Origin of the sequence: Nocardioides stalactiti (assembly GCF_014180715.1) — a bacterium.
GTDB lineage: Bacteria > Actinomycetota > Actinomycetes > Propionibacteriales > Nocardioidaceae > Nocardioides > Nocardioides stalactiti.
Genome location: NZ_JACEFC010000106.1, coordinates 1 through 15,133, shown reverse-complemented (window position 1 = coordinate 15,133; position 15,133 = coordinate 1). Strand labels below are relative to the sequence as shown.

Sequence of the window (15,133 nt, the reverse complement as noted above, 5' to 3'; positions counted from 1 at the left end):
CGCTGCCGAGCCGCGGACGATGGTGTTCTTCGAGTCGCCGCACCGCACCGAGGCGGCGCTCGCGGCGATGGCCGAGGCGTTCGGCGCCGACCGGTCGGGGGCGGTGTGCCGCGAGCTGACCAAGACCTACGAGGAGGTACGGCGCGGGGGCCTCGCCGAGCTGGTCGCGTGGGCGGCCGACGGGGTCCGTGGCGAGGTGACTCTCGTCATAGCCGGAGCCGCGGAAACATCTACCAGTCAACTGACTGACAACGCTAGCCTGCGAGAGGCGGTCGACGTGCTGGTCAGCGAAGGCTCGACCCGCAAGGATGCGATCGCCGCGGTGGCCCGGCGGACCGGGCTGCCGAAGCGCGAGGTCTATCAGGTGGTGCACAGTGGCGAAGACGCAGAAGACTGAACGGCCCGGCCGACAGCGCGGGCAGGGCCGGATCGCGACCGTCGAGAACGACGGCCTCGTGTTCGACGTCCTGGACGACGGACCCCTCGACGGCGAGCCGATCGTGCTGCTGCACGGCTGGCCCGAGCGCGCCACCAGCTGGCGCCACGTCGCGCCCATCCTCAACGCCGCCGGCTACCGGACGTTCGCCCCGGACCGCCGCGGCTTCGCGCCGGGCGCCCGCCCGAAGCGGCGGCGCGACTACACGCTGCCGAAGCTCGCCGGCGACGTCGCCGCCCTGATCGACGAGATCGGCGGCAGCGCCCACGTGGTCGGCCATGACTGGGGAGCGGCGGCGGCCTGGGTCGTCGCCGGCCACTACCCCGACAAGGTCCGCTCGCTCACGGCCGTGTCGGTGCCGCACCCGGCCGCGATGGTCTCCTCGATGCTCCGGTCCGACCAGGCGCTCCGGTCCTGGTACGTCCTGGTCTTCCAGCTCCCGCTCCTCCCCGAGCTCATCGCCAAGCACGGCACGGCCCGGTTCGAGCGCGGGCTCCGCAACAGCGGGATGAGCAAGGACGACGCCGCGCGGTTCCGGGCCGAGATCGTCGACGACGGGGCCTTCCCCACCTCGCTCGGCTGCTACCGCGCCGTACCGCTGACCGACCCGCGAGCCGTCCGCGTCCGGATCGCCGCGCCGACCACGATGGTGTGGAGCACCAACGAGGTGCCGCTCGCCCGGTGGGGTGCCGAGCACTCGGCCGACTGGTGCGACGGCGAGTTCGAGCTCGTCGTCCTCGACGACGCGTCGCACTGGCTGCCGACCGAGGTGCCCGACCTGCTGGCCGACGCGATCCTGGCCCGGGTGGCCGGATGACCGCAGCCTCGCTCGACCTCCCCCCGGCACCGGAGCCGCTGCCGCACCCGGTCGTCGACAACCACTGTCACCTCGACATCGGGCGGGGCCCTGCCGGCGCGGTGCCCTGGGACGTCCGCGAGGCGATCGACGCCGCGGCCGCGGTCGGCGTACGACGGATCGTGCAGATCGGCTGCGACCTGCGGCGGGCGGCCTTCGCGCTCGAGATGGCGCGCACCCACCCCGAGGTCGTCGCCGGCGTCGCCCTCCACCCCAACGAGGCGCCCCGGCTCGCGGAGGCCGGCGGCCTGGACGCGGCGATCGAGACGATCGCCCAGCTCGCCGCGGCGCACCCGCGGGTGCGCGCCGTGGGCGAGACCGGGCTCGACCACTACCGGACCGGTCCGGAGGGTCGGGCCGCGCAGGTCGCGTCGTTCGCCGCCCACATCGACCTCGCCAAGCGCCTCGACAAGACGCTGGTCATCCACGACAGGGACTCCCACCAGGAGGTCCTCGACGTCCTCGACGCCGAGGGGGTGCCCGACCGCTGGGTGATGCACTGCTTCTCCGGTGACGCCGACTTCGCGCGGGCGTGCCTGGACCGCGGCGCCTATCTCTCGTTCGCGGGGACGGTGACGTTCAAGAACGCCGCGCCGCTGCGCAACGCCCTCGTCGTCACCCCGCAGGACCGGGTCCTCGTCGAGACCGATGCGCCGTACCTGACCCCACACCCGTACCGCGGCCGGACCAACGCGTCGTACCTCGTCCCGATGACGGTGCGGACCATGGCCGAGGTCCGCGGTGACGACCTCGGCGACCTGTGTGCGGCCATCGACGCCAACAGCGAGCAGGCCTTCGGCGGCAGCTGGTAGCTGGTAGCCAACGCCACGCACCCTGCTAACTATCAGTTAGCAGATCCGGTAACGGATGAGGCTGATGTGGCGATATCCGGGTGAGACAGGTCACCTGCTGAGCGTAAAACGGCGTCCCTCGGTTTGCTTTTGGCTGCTTGCTGCTGTTTCCGTAGACGTCAACAGCCGGGATCGGCGAGCACCGAGATCCTGACCAGCGCCGCCGCACCGCCGAGCGTATGAGGCTCGACGGGGCTCCCCCTGCAGGGGATGCGCACTGGCAGCCCGAGGCCCGGAGAGTACGACGTTCGGAGCATCGTGCCCGTTGACGAGCACCCCACCCAGCCCCTCCCGTCCGCGACCCCTTCGCTGAAGGCTCGCGCCGCCGCCCTCCTCCACCGGGCCGCGCGCAGCAGGGTCGCCCTGGTCGCCACGATCGCCGTGGTCCTCGTCGCCGTCATGGGCGCGACCTACGGCTACCGATCGCTCGGGACCCCCGTGACCCTCTCCGTGGATGGCGAGGAGCGCACGGTGCGCGTCCTCGGTGACACCGTCGGCGACGTCCTCGACGCCGAGGGCATCGAGCTCGGCGAGCACGACGTGGTCGCCCCCGACGTGGACGAGGAGATCACCGAGGGCAGCCGCATCGCGGTGCGGTTCGGCAAGGAGATCGAGCTGACCGTCGACGGCAAGGAGTCCACCCACTGGGTGACCGCCACCGACGTCAACGGTGCGCTCAGCCAGATCGGCGTGCTCTATCGCGGGGCCCGGCTCTCGACCAGCCGGAGCACCAGCCTCGACCGTGGTGGCCTCGAGCTCGAGGTCGTCACCCCCAAGAAGCTCACGGTCACCCTTGCCGGCAAGAAGCCGAAGAAGGTGACCGTCCCCGCTCTCACCCCGGCCGACGCGCTCCGCGCGCTCGACGTGGACGTCGATGAGCACGACCTCGTCTTCCCCAAGGGCTCGAAGCGCCTCGAGGACGGCGACAAGGTCCGCTGGGTCGACATCGAGATCAAGACCAAGCGCGTCAAGAACGAGTCGTTCTCCGCGCCGACCGTCACGCGTGAGGACTCCTCCTCGCCGGAGGGCACCGAGACGGTCGTCCAGGCCGGCGAGACCGGCATGCGCAACGTGGTCTACAAGATCCGCTACCGCAACGGCGTCGAGGTCAGCCGCAAGATCGTGAACCAGAAGGTCCTCGACGAGCCGGTCGCCCAGATCGTCGAGGTCGGCACCCAGGAGGTCGTCACCTCCAACTTCGCCGGCGGCAACACGGTCTGGGACGCCCTCGCCCAGTGCGAGTCGGGCGGCAACTGGGCCATCAACACCGGCAACGGCTACTACGGCGGCCTCCAGTTCAACCTCGGCACCTGGCGGGCCTACGGCGGCTCCGGCTACCCGCACCAGAACAGCCGGGAGGCGCAGATCGCCGTCGCCGAGCGGCTCCGGGCGGCCACCGGTGGCTACGGCTCGTGGCCGGGCTGCGCGTCCGCCCTCGGCCTGCCGAGGTGATCGGTGCCTGAGGCACTAACCTCCCCTGCATGAACACTTCCGCCGGTCCGAGACTCCTCGGACCGGCGGAGGTGCGTTTTCTGGCCGACAAGCTCGACGTACGGCCCACCAAGCAGCGTGGCCAGAACTTCGTCATCGACGCCAACACGGTGCGCCGGATCGTCCGCGAGTCCGGCGTCGGCCCGGACGACGTCGTCCTCGAGGTCGGACCGGGGCTCGGCTCACTGACGCTCGCGCTGCTCGAGACCTGCGCGTCGGTGACCGCGGTCGAGATCGACGCGGTGCTCGCCGAGGCCCTTCCGGCCACGATCGCCGAGTACGCCCCCCAGCAGGCCGACCGGGTCCGCGTGGTCCTGGCCGACGCGCTGCGGGTCACCGAGCTGCCCGGCCCGGCCCCGACCGCGCTGGTGGCCAACCTGCCCTACAACGTCTCCGTCCCCGTGCTGCTGCACCTGATGGAGCTGCTGCCCACCCTGGAGCGCGGCCTGGTGATGGTGCAGTCCGAGGTCGCCGACCGGCTGGCCGCTCCTCCGGGCTCCAAGACCTACGGCATCCCGTCGCTCAAGGCCGCCTGGTTCGCCGACGTACGACGGGCCGGGGCGATCGGGCGCAACGTCTTCTGGCCGGCGCCCAACGTCGACTCGGGCCTGGTCGCGTGGACCCGCCGTGAGCCGCCCACCACCGCGGTCCCGCGGGCGGACGTGTTCGCCGTCATCGACGCGGCGTTCGCCCAGCGGCGCAAGGCCCTGCGCGGGGTGCTGCGCGGGCTGGCCGGCTCGGGCGAGGCCGCAGAGGCGGCGCTGGTCGCCGCCGGGATCGACCCGCTGGCCCGCGGGGAGTCGCTGGGGATCGACCAGTTCGTGCGGATCGCCGAGGAGTTGGCAGGATCTGCTCCGTGAGCGCCGCCCTGTTCCCCGACCCCGTCTCGGTGACCGTGCGCGCGCCCGCGAAGATCAACGTCTACCTCGGCGTGGGCAAGGTGCGGCCCGACGGCTTCCACCCGCTCGAGACCGTCTACCAGGCGGTGTCGCTCTATGACGACGTCACCGTCACCGACGCCGAGGAGTGGTCGGTGACGACGGTCGTCGACGGCATCCACGTCGACGGCGCGGCGATCCCCGACGACGACACCAACATCGCGCTCCGAGCCGGGCGGGCCCTCGTGGCTCACCACGGGCTCGAGTGCGCGGCGTCGATCGAGGTCCGCAAGAGCATCCCGGTCGCGGGGGGCATGGCCGGCGGGTCGGCCGACGCCGCCGCGACGCTCGTCGCGCTCGACCGGCTCTGGAGCCTCGACACCGCCGACGACGTCCTGCTCTCGATCGCGGCCGACCTCGGGTCCGACGTGCCGTTCGCCCTCGTCGGCGGCACCGCCACCGGCACCGGGCGCGGCGAGATCGTCACGCCGGTCGAGGACAACGGCTCGTGGTGGTGGGTGGTGGTCTTCAACGAGGAGGGCCTCTCGACGCCGTCGGTCTACGGCGCCTACGACCTGCTCGAGGGCGGCGACCACGACTACCGGATCCGGCCGCAGATGCTCGAGGCTCTGCGCGCCCCCGAGGGCGCCGAGGACCTGGTGGTGTTCCTCTACAACGACCTCGAGGACGCTGCCTTCTACCTGCGCCCCGACCTCCAGCGGGTCGCGGAGGCTGCACTCGAGTGCGGCGCCGCGACGACCCTGCTGTCCGGTTCGGGCCCGACCATGCTCGCCGCCGCCACCAGCGCGGAGGACGCCCGCGCGATCGCCGGGCGACTGGCCGAGCAGGGCTACGACCGGACCGCCGTCGTGCACGGGCCGGTCGCGGGCGCCCACGTGGTCGCCTACCAATGAGCCACTGAGTCGATGAGCGGAGTCTCGTGAGCAACCTCCTCAACCTGGAGCGTGTGTCGAAGTCCTACGGCGTGCGCCCGCTGCTCGCCGACGTCTCGCTCGGCGTCGGCGTGGGCGAGCGGATCGGGATCGTCGGGCGCAACGGCGACGGCAAGACCACGCTGCTGCGCGTGATGACCGGCGAGGAGGAGGCCGACGAGGGGCGGGTGTCGCGCCAGCGCGGGCTGCTGACCGGCTACCTGCGCCAGACCGACGAGTTCGCCGACGACCACACCGTGCGTGACGTGGTGCTCGGCGGGCGCTCGGACCACGAGTGGGCCGGTGACCCGGTGCTGCGCGAGGTCGTCACCGTGCTGCTCGCGGGCGTCGAGCTCGACCGTGCCGTCGCCGGGCTCTCGGGTGGGGAGCGGCGTCGTTGCGGCCTCGCCGCGCTGCTGATCGGCGAGCACGACCTGATCGTGCTCGACGAGCCGACCAACCACCTCGACGTCGAGGCGGTCGCCTGGCTGGCGGGCCACCTCGCCGCACGGTCCTCGGCGCTGGTCGTCGTCACCCACGACCGATGGTTCCTCGACGCCGTCTGCCAGCAGACGTGGGAGGTCCACGACGGCGTCGTCGACACCTACGAGGGCGGGTACGCCGCGTTCGTGCTCGCGAAGGCTGAGCGCCAGCGGCAGGCGGCCTCCTCGGAGGTCCGGCGGCAGAACCTGATGCGCAAGGAGCTCGCCTGGCTGCGGCGCGGTGCGCCTGCCCGGACCTCGAAGCCGAAGTTCCGCATCGACGCCGCCAACGCGCTCATCGAGGACGTCCCGCCGCCCCGTGACCGGCTCGAGCTCCAGCGCTTCGCCACCCAGCGTCTCGGCAAGGACGTCATCGACCTCGAGGACGTCGACCTGCGCCGGGGGATCCCGGGGGAGGGGGAGCGGGTCCTGCTCGAGCGCGCCACCTGGCGGCTCGGTCCGGGCGACCGGGTCGGGATCGTCGGCGTCAACGGCGCCGGCAAGACGTCGGTGCTCTCCCTGCTCTCCGGTGAGCTCGCCCCGCAGCACGGCAAGGTGAAGCAGGGGCGCACCGTCGTACTCCAGCACCTGTCGCAGAACGTCGACGTCGGTGACCCCCAGGCGCGGGTGCTCGACACCGTCGAGTCGATCCGGCGGATCACCAAGACCGCCGACGGCGAGATCACTGCGACGTCGATGCTGGAGCGGTTCGGCTTCACCGGCGACAAGCTCACCGCCCGACTCGGCGACCTGTCCGGCGGCGAGCGCCGACGCTTCCAGCTGCTCCGGCTCCTCCTCACCGAGCCCAACGTGCTGCTCCTCGACGAGCCCACCAACGACCTCGACATCGAGACCCTCAACGTCCTCGAGGACTTCCTCGACGGCTGGCCCGGCACCTTGATCGTGGTCTCCCACGACCGCTACTTCCTGGAGCGGGTCACCGACTCCGTCTGGGCGCTCCTCGGCGACGGCCAGATCTCCATGCTCCCCCGCGGCGTCGACGAGTACCTCGAGCGCCGTTCCGCCGACTTGCCCACCTTGCCGGGCCGAGTTGCCCAGGTTGCGGGGTCGAGTCGCCCATCTTCGTCGAGCGACCCTGGCAGCTCGGCCCCGCAGGAGGGGCGAGTCGCGCCCGCAACCCAGGCGACTCGCGCGAAGGCGGGATCGGCGGAGGAACGTACGGCGCGCAAGGCCGTGGCGCGGCTCGACAAGCAGCTCGAGCGGCTCGCCGAGCAGGAGGCGAAGCTGACGGCGGCGCTGGTCGAGAACGCCAGCGACCCCGACCGGCTCACCCAGCTCGGCTCCGAGCTGGCCGCGCTGCTGGAGGAGAAGGAGGCCGTCGAGCTGGAGTGGCTCGAGGCCGCCGCGGTCCTGGAGTGACGGTCTACCTCGTCCGCCACGGGCGGCCGCTCGTGGAGCCCGCACGGCCCGCGGCCGAGTGGGATCTGGACCCCGCAGGGTTCGACGACGTGTGGGCTCTCCGCGAGTCGGGTCGGCTGCCGGTCGGCGCTGCCTGGTACTGCTCGCCGGAGCCCAAGGCCGTGCAGACGGCCCAGCTGCTGACCGAGCGCGAGGTGGGGATCGTCGACGCACTGCGGGAGCACGACCGCGGTTCGGTGGGCTGGATCGATGACTTCGACACCGTCGTGCAACGTGCGTTCGACCACCCCGACGTGCCGGCGTACGACGGCTGGGAACCGCTGGCGGAATGCCGCACTCGGGTCGTCGGGGCGGTGCGTGCCCTCGTGGCGGATCACGCAAGCCTCGACCTCGTCCTCGTCGGCCACGGCACGGCCTGGACAGTGGTCGTGGCCGACCTTGCGGGGTCCGCGCCCGACCTCGACCGCTGGCGCGCTCTGGCGATGCCGGACCTTCTCGCCGTCGTGATCTGACCCGATAACCGTCCCTGGGGCGGGGAGCCAGGGACCTCCTCCACAGGCGTGACGCGGGGCGGTGGAAGGCATCGGATCGGTCGACTTCGCTCGTCGATATGACGACGGAAGGAACGTACGATGACCGCCATGACCGTGACCGGGCTGCCGCCGCGCCGCGAGTTCACCTACGCCGACCTCGAGCTGATGCCCGATGACGGACGGCGCTACGAGATCATCGACGGCGTCCTGATCGTGAGTGCGTCTCCCGACCCGATCCATCAGCGGGTCATCCGCAAGCTGCTCCTGGAGCTGTCGCCGCTTGTGCCGGACGGCGTGGAGCCGTTCTTCGCGCCCCTCGACGTCAAGCTGGCCGAGGACACGGTGCTGATCCCGGACCTGCTCCTCGCGCGGCAGGAAGACCTGACGCGGCGGTTCCACGAGGGCGCGCCGTTGCTCGCGGTCGAGGTGCTGTCGCCGAGCACTCGCAACATCGACCTGACACTCAAGAAGGCCCGGCTCGAGCAGGCCGCCTGCCAGCACTACTGGGTGGTCGACCCAGGCAAGCCGTCGATCACCGCGTGGGAGCTCGTCGACGGGTCCTACGTCGAGGTCGGCACGGCGCTCGGCGAGGGCACGCTCGCGATCGAGCGGCCGGTCCGGATCGAGCTCACGCCGGCCCGGCTGATCGAGCCCTGACTCACTCCTCCGCGAACGGCACCAGCAGCTGGCGCAGCAGGCCGGCGAGGACCTGCTGGTCGGCGGCGGGGAGGTCGGCGAGGAGCTCGCGCTCGGCGTCGAGGAGCGCGCTGAAGGCACCGTCGACGGCGTCCTTGCCCTCGGGTGTGAGCCGGACGAGCACGCCGCGGCGGTCGGACGGGTCGGGGTGGCGCTCGACCAGTCCGCGCGCGGCCAGCCGGTCCACCCGGTTGGTCATCGTCCCGCTCGTCACCAGGGTCTCGCGGAGCAGCCGCCCCGGCGAGAGCTCGTACGGCGCACCGGCCCGGCGCAGCGCGGCGAGCACGTCGAACTCCCACGGCTCGATGTCGTGGGCGGTGAACGCGGCGCGGCGGGCGCGGTCGACGTGGTGGCCGAGCCGGGAGATCCGGCTGAAGACGGCGACCGGTCCGAGGTCGAGGTCGCTGCGCTCGTGCGCCCACGCGTCGATGAGCGCGTCGACCTCGTCCCGTCCAGCCATGTCGACAGTTTACCGGATCCGTCGAGAATCTTGACGTCAAGATAAGGCGTGCCTAGGGTGGTGTCCGTGGAGCAGCTCACGACCGACCTCGACCAGCTCACGATCGCGTCCCTGACCTGGGGTCCGGTCGACGACCAGACGGTCCCGCTCGCCGTGCTCCTGCACGGCTTCCCCGACACCGCGAACACCTGGCGCCACCTCGGGCCGGAGCTCGCCGCGGCGGGCTACCGCGTGGTCGCGCCGTTCACCCGCGGCTACGGCCCGAGCGGCTTCCCGGCCGACGGCAGCTATCACGTGCCGGCGCTGATGAGCGACGTCCTCGAGCTCCACAAGGCCCTCGGTGGCGACGACCGAGCGGTGCTCGTCGGCCACGACTGGGGTGCCATCACCGCCAACGGGATCGCGGCCCACGAGGGCAGCCCCTTCCGCCGGGTGGTCACGCTCGCCGTACCGCCGTTCGAGGCGATGAACCCGAAGCCCGGCGAGATCGTCCGCTGGGCGCGGATCCTGCCGCGCCAGGCCGCGCTCAGCTGGTACACGATGTTCAACCAGCTGCCTGTGCTGCCCGAGCGCCGGTTCGACTCCTACGTGGCGCGGCTGTGGCGCGCCTGGTCGCCGGGGTACGACGCCAGCGCCGACCTCGCGCACCTGGCCGCCTCGGTCCCCACCGACGCGCACAAGGCGGCGGTGATCGGCTACTACCGCGCCGGTATCCGTCCGTGGCGGGTCCCCGCCCGCTACCGCTACCTCGGGAAGGCCGCCGTGGGACTGCCGTTGGTGCCGCTGCTCTATCTCCAGGGCGCCGACGACGGCTGCCTCGACGCCCGGTGGGCGGCGCAGGTCAGCAGCCGGCTCGAGCACGGCGGGCGGGTCGCGATGATCCCCGACGCCGGCCACTTCCTCCAGCTCGAGCGGCCCGAGGTGGTCAACGCCCGGATCCTGGAGTTCCTCGCGGAGCAGGCATGAGCCACACCTGGGACCCCGACCGCTACCTGGCCTACGCCGACGAGCGCGGCCGTCCGTTCGTCGACCTGACCACCCGGATCGACGCGGACGACCCGGCGACGGTCGTCGACCTCGGCTGCGGCCCGGGCAACCTGACCGCGCTGCTGGCCCAGCGGTGGCCGGGCGCGCGGGTCGCGGGTGTCGACAGCAGTGCCGAGATGATCGCCAAGGCCCGCGCCTCCGGCGCCGCTGCGACCTTCGAGGTGGGGGACGTCCGCACCTGGTCGCCCGCGGAGCCGGTCGACGTGCTCGTCTCCAACGCCACCCTCCAGTGGCTTCCCGATCACCTGGAGCTGCTGCCGCACCTGGTCGCGCAGGTCCGCCCGGGCGGCTGGTTCGCGTTCCAGGTGCCGGGGAACTTCGACCAGCCCAGCCACACCATCCGCACCGAGCTCGCGGCCGAGGCGCGCTACATGATGTTCACCGCGGGGATCGCCGTCCCGTCGTCGTACGGCGCCACGACGTATCTCCGGGCGCTCCAGGATCTCGGCTGCGAGGTCGACGCCTGGGAGACGACGTACCTGCACGTGCTGCACGGCGAGGACCCGGTCTTCACCTGGGTGTCGGGCACCGGAGCCCGTCCCACGCTGCAGGCGCTGCCCGCCGACCTGCGGCCCGCGTTCGAGGCCGAGCTCAAGCGGCGGCTGCGGGAGGCGTACCCCGACGACGGCCACGGCGTGGTCCTGCCGTTCCGCCGGATCTTCGTCGTCGCCCGGACTCCGCAGGCGGTGTGACGGGCGCCTCACGCCCTTGTGCGCGTTGTTACTCACGAGTAATGTCAGCCGACATGAGCCAGGTCCACAGCCTTTGGAAGACCGCCTCCGGACTGCCCGTCGTCGGCGGCTCGGTCGGCAAGCGTGCGTTCTCGATCGCGTTCGCGCAGAAGGCGCCGTACTTCGCGACGATCCACCCGCGGTTCACGGTCATCGAGCCCAACCACGTCGAGCTCGTCATCCCGAAGCGCCGCAGCGTCCAGAACCACATCGGCACCGTGCACGCGATCGCGCTCTGCAACGGCTTCGAGGCCGCCATGGGTGCCCTCGCCGAGGTGACCATCCCCAGCGACAAGCGCTGGATCCCCAAGGGGATGGAGGTGTCCTACACCGCCAAGGCGAGCAGCGACATCACCTGCATCGCCGAGACCACCCAGGAGCAGTGGGACAACGCCGACGGCGACCTGGCCGTCAAGGTCAAGGGCGTGCGCGACGACGGCACCGTCGTCGGTGAGGGCGAGATCCGGCTCTGGGTCACGCCGAAGGCCAAGTAGTCACCTCGGGCACCGACCCGGACGTACGACGTCAGGGCAGCGGGTCGCAGGGGGCGAGATTGTCCGGCTCGTGCGCGATCTGTGGGGCGAGCAGCTTGTTGAGGCGGTTGAAGGCCCACTCGTCGTAGAGGCCGACGGTCGCCTGGTCGGACTGCGACCCGCCGCCGCCGTTGCCCCAGTCGTCGGAGCCGATCCACGCGGCGTAGTGGGTCTCGCCGCGCTTCACCCAGGTCGCCGTCATCTCCTTGTCGTGCGTGTAGGCGTAGGGCCGGGTGCGGCTGCCGGTGCGCCAGCAGCCGTCCTCGAGCCGCGCGCCGGCCGCACGCAGGATCCGCAGCACGGGCGGCTTGACGTCCGGTCCGACGACGACGGTGACCTTCGCGCCGCCCGCCATCATCGTGGCGAGCCGGCGGGCGATCCACTCGCCCCGGTAGCCCTGCCAGGAGTACATCGAGACCACGATCCGGGTCTCGGGCGCCCCTGGGATGGCGCGCAGCCGGTCCATGACCGGGTCGTTGTCCCGGGTGATCGGCAGTGCCGGCGTGAAGTAGGCGTCCCAGCCCTCGCCCGACGCCGTCCGCAGCGGGTTGCCGGGCGGCTTGCGGTCCCTGCGCGACTCCGCGAAGACGCGCTGGAAGGCGTCGTACAGGTCGGGCAGCGTCAGCGTCACCATCGCGGAGTACGCCCGGGCGTCCGCCGCGTCGCTGTTGTTGTAGGAGCCGACGACGGTGACCTTGCGGGTGCGCCCGACCTTGGAGAACTGCCAGAACTTGGTGTGCAGCGTGGTCTTGCCGTCGCGACCGCGGGCGGAGTTCTTGGTCCACACCACCCACGAGCCTCGGCGCCCCTGCCGCTGGCCGGCCCGGATCATCTCGGTGAGCTTGACCCCGCCCGACGACACCCCCGGGAGCGGCTGCCCCTTCGGCCCGCCGTAGAAGATCGCCCGGATGTCGACCCCGCGGCGGTACGCCGCCTGCAGCGCCGGCCAGGTGATCGAGGAGGCCATGTAGAAGGTCATGATCGAGATCGTGGCGCCGCGGGGCGTGTGCTCGATCAGCGTGCGCAGCTCGCGCGCCACCTGCCCGCGGTTGCGTGTCGGGTCGTTCATGGCCATCGACCGCTCGACGGTGAAGCCGCCCCGGGGCTCGGCCGCCACCGACGCGCGGGACGTGTCGCCAACCGCCGGGGAGAGGGTCGCGCCGGCCAGGACAGCGAGGAGGGTCGCGACCACCGTCGCCACGCGGATCACGGGCAGGACACTATCTGCGCTTACGCTGGGACGGTCATGAACAGCGCCCGAACGTATGAGGTCCGCACCTACGGGTGCCAGATGAACGTCCACGACTCCGAGCGGCTCTCGGGGCTCCTGGAGGACGCGGGCTACACGGCGTTCGACGCGGCGATCGCGGGCGAGGGCGACACCGCCGACGTGGTCGTCTTCAACACCTGCGCGGTGCGGGAGAACGCCGACAACCGGCTCTACGGCAACCTCAGCCACCTGGCCCCGATCAAGGCGGCCAAGCCGGGGATGCAGATCGCCGTCGGCGGCTGCCTGGCGCAGAAGGACCGCTCGACGATCACGGCCAAGGCGCCGTACGTCGACGTCGTGTTCGGGACCCACAACATCGGGTCGCTGCCGGTGCTGCTCGAGCGGGCGCGGGTCCAGGAGGAGGCGCAGGTCGAGATCCTCGAGTCGCTCGAGGTCTTCCCGTCGACGCTGCCGACCAAGCGCGAGTCGGCGTACGCCGCGTGGGTGTCGGTGTCCGTGGGCTGCAACAACACCTGCACGTTCTGCATCGTCCCCGCGCTGCGCGGCAAGGAGAAGGACCGCCGTCCGGGAGAGATCCTCGCCGAGATCGAGGCGCTCGTCGCGGAGGGCGTCTCCGAGGTCACGCTGCTCGGCCAGAACGTCAACAGCTACGGCGTGGAGTTCGGCGACCGCGAGGCGTTCTCCAAGCTGCTCCGCGCGTGCGGCCAGATCGAGGGGCTGGAGCGGGTCCGCTTCACCTCCCCGCACCCGGCCGAGTTCACCGACGACGTCATCGAGGCGATGGCCGAGACGCCCAACGTGATGCCCCAGCTGCACATGCCGCTCCAGTCCGGCTCCGACCGACTGCTCAAGGCGATGCGGCGCTCCTACCGGCAGTCGAAGTACCTCGGCATCATCGAGCGGGTCCGCGCCGCGATGCCCGACGCCGCGATCACCACCGACATCATCGTGGGCTTCCCGGGGGAGACCGAGGAGGACCACCAGGCGACGCTCGACGTCGTCCGTCAGGCCCGCTTCGCCGGTGCCTTCACCTTCCAGTACTCCAAACGCCCCGGGACTCCTGCCGCCGAGCTCGACGACCAGATCCCGCCGGACGTCGTCCGGGACCGCTACGACCGGCTGGTCGAGCTCGTCAACCAGATCGCGTGGGACGAGAACAAGCGGCTCGTCGGCCGTGAGGTCGAGCTGATGGTCGCCGAGGGCGAGGGCCGCAAGAACGCCGAGACCCATCGGTTGTCCGGCCGCGGCCCCGACAACCGGCTGGTCCACTTCGAGGCCGACTTCTCGGCGGTCGGCGGCGAGCCGCCCCGTCCCGGCGACCTGGTCACGGTCGGGATCACGTACGCCGCCCCGCACCACCTGGTGGCCGACGGCCCCGTCCGGGCGCTCCGTCGGACCCGGTCCGGCGACGCGTGGGAGAAGCGCCAGGGCATCGCCACCGCGCCGGCCGGCGTAGGCCTCGGCATGCCGTCGATCGGCGCCCCCGCCCCGCTGCCCGACGCTCCCACCTGCCGCTGACTCCTCGCACCCGGTCTACCTGTCGTGAATTCGACAGAACACGACATGGAGGCCGGGTACGACGCGGATGGCACGATGCGCGGGTGCCCCCCGATATCCCCAGCCTCGCTCCGCTCGAGGGTGGGTGGTCGGGGGAGACGTTCCTCGCCGAGGCGGGCGGCGAGCGCACCGTCGTACGGATCTATGCCGCGGAGCACCACTCCGAGCACGCCGCCGAGATCGCTGCGGCGCTGCTCCAGCTGGTCCGCGGCCTGCTGCCCGTCCCCGAGGTCCTGGAGGTACGACGTCGCGACCCCGGGTCCGACGTCCCCGCCCTGCTGGTGACCCAGTACCTGCCGGGTGTCCGTGGCGACCTGCTCCTCCCGACGCTCGACGAGACCGGGCTGCGGCGGGTGGGCGAGGCGGTCGGACGGGTCGCGGCGACGCTGGCAGGGATGCCGCAGGTCCAGGCGGGGCTGTTCGTCGACCGTGAGCTGCGGGTCGAGCCGTTCGACAGCGACCTGTCCGGCTGGGTCGAGCGCCACCGAGAGGGTCTTCAGCGTCAGGACTGGTCGGCCGGTGCGCTGGACCGGCTCGCCACGCTCGCGGAGCGGGCACAGGGCTGGCTCGACACGGTCCGGCGGGTCAGCCTGGTCCACTCCGACCTCAACCCCAAGAACCTGCTCCTCGATCCCGAGTCCCTGGCGGTCACCGGTGTCCTCGACTGGGAGTTCGCCCACGCCGGGCACCCGTTCACCGACCTCGGCAACCTGCTGCGCTTCGACCGGTCACCGGCCTACGTCGACGGGGTGCTGCACGCCTGGGCCGCGCGTCACGGCACCCCGGGGGAGGAGGCCCTCCGCCTCGCCCGGGCCGCGGACCTGGCGGCGCTGGTCGACCTCGCCGGCCGCAGCGGCAGCAACCCGGTCGCGACCCGCGCCGAGTCGCTCCTCCGGGCGATCGTCGCCGCGGACGACTGGACGGCGGAGCCTCCCGCTTAGCGAGCCCATGTGGCGCCGCCGGGCCGAGCGACCCCCCGATCTGCTCGGCCCGACGGCTGTCTGTGTGACCCGCTCGACCGAGCGGACCCCCCAGGTCC

At 72.0% G+C, this 15,133-nt stretch carries 15 protein-coding genes and 1 pseudogene; 14 read left to right on the top strand and 2 right to left on the bottom strand.

The genetic code is table 11. The features are described 5' to 3' along the window. From H0487_RS17825 to H0487_RS17785, 9 genes and pseudogenes are all read left to right on the top strand, one after another. Positions 1-397: pseudogene (locus H0487_RS17825) on the top strand (16S rRNA (cytidine(1402)-2'-O)-methyltransferase); the annotation flags it as partial. After that, positions 375-1,253 carry an alpha/beta fold hydrolase gene (locus tag H0487_RS17820; protein ID WP_312856009.1) on the top strand — a complete coding sequence of 293 codons (879 nt, stop codon included), beginning with the start codon at positions 375-377 and terminating at the stop codon, positions 1,251-1,253. The pseudogene H0487_RS17825 and the gene H0487_RS17820, both read left to right, overlap by 23 nt. Then, on the top strand, positions 1,250-2,104 hold the full coding sequence (locus H0487_RS17815) for a TatD family hydrolase (protein ID WP_183095575.1): 855 nt from the start codon (positions 1,250-1,252) through the stop codon (positions 2,102-2,104). Before H0487_RS17820 ends, H0487_RS17815 begins: the two co-directional genes overlap by 4 nt. Before the next feature lie 297 nt (positions 2,105-2,401). Further along, on the top strand, positions 2,402-3,595 hold the full coding sequence (locus tag H0487_RS24025) for a resuscitation-promoting factor (RefSeq protein WP_312856008.1): 1,194 nt from the start codon (positions 2,402-2,404) through the stop codon (positions 3,593-3,595). A gap of 29 nt (positions 3,596-3,624) precedes the next feature. Further along, positions 3,625-4,494 carry a 16S rRNA (adenine(1518)-N(6)/adenine(1519)-N(6))-dimethyltransferase RsmA gene (rsmA, locus tag H0487_RS17805; protein ID WP_183095574.1) on the top strand — a complete coding sequence of 290 codons (870 nt, stop codon included), beginning with the start codon at positions 3,625-3,627 and terminating at the stop codon, positions 4,492-4,494. Further along, positions 4,491-5,426 carry a 4-(cytidine 5'-diphospho)-2-C-methyl-D-erythritol kinase gene (locus tag H0487_RS17800; protein WP_312856007.1) on the top strand — a complete coding sequence of 312 codons (936 nt, stop codon included), beginning with the start codon at positions 4,491-4,493 and terminating at the stop codon, positions 5,424-5,426. Before rsmA ends, H0487_RS17800 begins: the two co-directional genes overlap by 4 nt. A 26-nt stretch (positions 5,427-5,452) precedes the next feature. Next, entirely contained in the window at positions 5,453-7,306 is a 1,854-nt protein-coding gene (locus H0487_RS17795) for an ABC-F family ATP-binding cassette domain-containing protein (protein WP_183095573.1), read from the top strand. After that, positions 7,303-7,818 carry a histidine phosphatase family protein gene (locus tag H0487_RS17790; protein ID WP_183095572.1) on the top strand — a complete coding sequence of 172 codons (516 nt, stop codon included), beginning with the start codon at positions 7,303-7,305 and terminating at the stop codon, positions 7,816-7,818. The genes H0487_RS17795 and H0487_RS17790 overlap by 4 nt, the downstream gene beginning before the upstream one ends. A gap of 120 nt (positions 7,819-7,938) precedes the next feature. Continuing rightward, positions 7,939-8,496, top strand: a complete 558-nt coding sequence (locus H0487_RS17785) for a Uma2 family endonuclease (protein ID WP_183095571.1) — start codon at positions 7,939-7,941, stop codon at positions 8,494-8,496. A gap of 1 nt (position 8,497) precedes the next feature. Here H0487_RS17785 and H0487_RS17780 read toward each other — a convergent pair whose 3' ends face one another. After that, on the bottom strand, positions 8,498-8,995 hold the full coding sequence (locus tag H0487_RS17780) for a MarR family winged helix-turn-helix transcriptional regulator (RefSeq protein WP_183095570.1): 498 nt from the start codon (positions 8,993-8,995) through the stop codon (positions 8,498-8,500). A gap of 66 nt (positions 8,996-9,061) precedes the next feature. Here H0487_RS17780 and H0487_RS17775 point away from each other — a divergent pair, with 66 nt between their 5' ends. The 3 genes from H0487_RS17775 to H0487_RS17765 are packed head-to-tail and all read left to right on the top strand — an operon-like array spanning position 9,062 to position 11,267. Beyond that, a complete protein-coding gene (locus tag H0487_RS17775) occupies positions 9,062-9,961 on the top strand; it encodes an alpha/beta fold hydrolase (RefSeq protein ID WP_183095569.1) in 900 nt (299 codons plus the stop codon). Further along, positions 9,958-10,734: a trans-aconitate 2-methyltransferase gene (locus H0487_RS17770; protein ID WP_183095568.1), complete on the top strand. Its 777-nt coding sequence runs from the start codon at positions 9,958-9,960 to the stop codon at positions 10,732-10,734. Before H0487_RS17775 ends, H0487_RS17770 begins: the two co-directional genes overlap by 4 nt. A 53-nt stretch (positions 10,735-10,787) precedes the next feature. After that, positions 10,788-11,267 (top strand): hotdog fold domain-containing protein, encoded by a 480-nt coding sequence (locus H0487_RS17765; RefSeq protein ID WP_183095567.1) that lies wholly within the window; start codon positions 10,788-10,790, stop codon positions 11,265-11,267. A 31-nt stretch (positions 11,268-11,298) separates the two neighbouring features. On the opposite strand, the gene H0487_RS17760 is transcribed toward H0487_RS17765, so the two are convergent. Next, positions 11,299-12,516, bottom strand: a complete 1,218-nt coding sequence (locus H0487_RS17760) for a phospholipase D-like domain-containing protein (RefSeq protein ID WP_183095566.1) — start codon at positions 12,514-12,516, stop codon at positions 11,299-11,301. 36 nt (positions 12,517-12,552) lie between these two features. Between H0487_RS17760 and miaB the strand changes: the two genes are divergently transcribed. Both miaB and H0487_RS17750 read left to right on the top strand, forming a co-directional pair. Further along, on the top strand, positions 12,553-14,055 hold the full coding sequence (gene miaB / locus H0487_RS17755) for a tRNA (N6-isopentenyl adenosine(37)-C2)-methylthiotransferase MiaB (protein WP_183095565.1): 1,503 nt from the start codon (positions 12,553-12,555) through the stop codon (positions 14,053-14,055). An 83-nt stretch (positions 14,056-14,138) separates the two neighbouring features. Then, positions 14,139-15,035 (top strand): phosphotransferase family protein, encoded by an 897-nt coding sequence (locus H0487_RS17750; protein ID WP_183095564.1) that lies wholly within the window; start codon positions 14,139-14,141, stop codon positions 15,033-15,035. Positions 15,036-15,133 lie beyond the last annotated feature (98 nt).

What these genes read in the sequence shown, in the direction of transcription:
- H0487_RS17815 (WP_183095575.1), top strand. Translation starts at nt 1,250, where the DNA reads ATGACCGCAGCCTCGCTCGACCTCCCCCCGGCACCGGAGCCGCTGCCG.
- rsmA (WP_183095574.1), top strand. Translation starts at nt 3,625, where the DNA reads ATGAACACTTCCGCCGGTCCGAGACTCCTCGGACCGGCGGAGGTGCGT.
- H0487_RS17785 (WP_183095571.1), top strand. Translation starts at nt 7,939, where the DNA reads ATGACCGCCATGACCGTGACCGGGCTGCCGCCGCGCCGCGAGTTCACC.
- H0487_RS17780 (WP_183095570.1), bottom strand. Translation starts at nt 8,995, where the DNA reads ATGGCTGGACGGGACGAGGTCGACGCGCTCATCGACGCGTGGGCGCAC.
- H0487_RS17770 (WP_183095568.1), top strand. Translation starts at nt 9,958, where the DNA reads ATGAGCCACACCTGGGACCCCGACCGCTACCTGGCCTACGCCGACGAG.
- H0487_RS17765 (WP_183095567.1), top strand. Translation starts at nt 10,788, where the DNA reads ATGAGCCAGGTCCACAGCCTTTGGAAGACCGCCTCCGGACTGCCCGTC.
- miaB (WP_183095565.1), top strand. Translation starts at nt 12,553, where the DNA reads ATGAACAGCGCCCGAACGTATGAGGTCCGCACCTACGGGTGCCAGATG.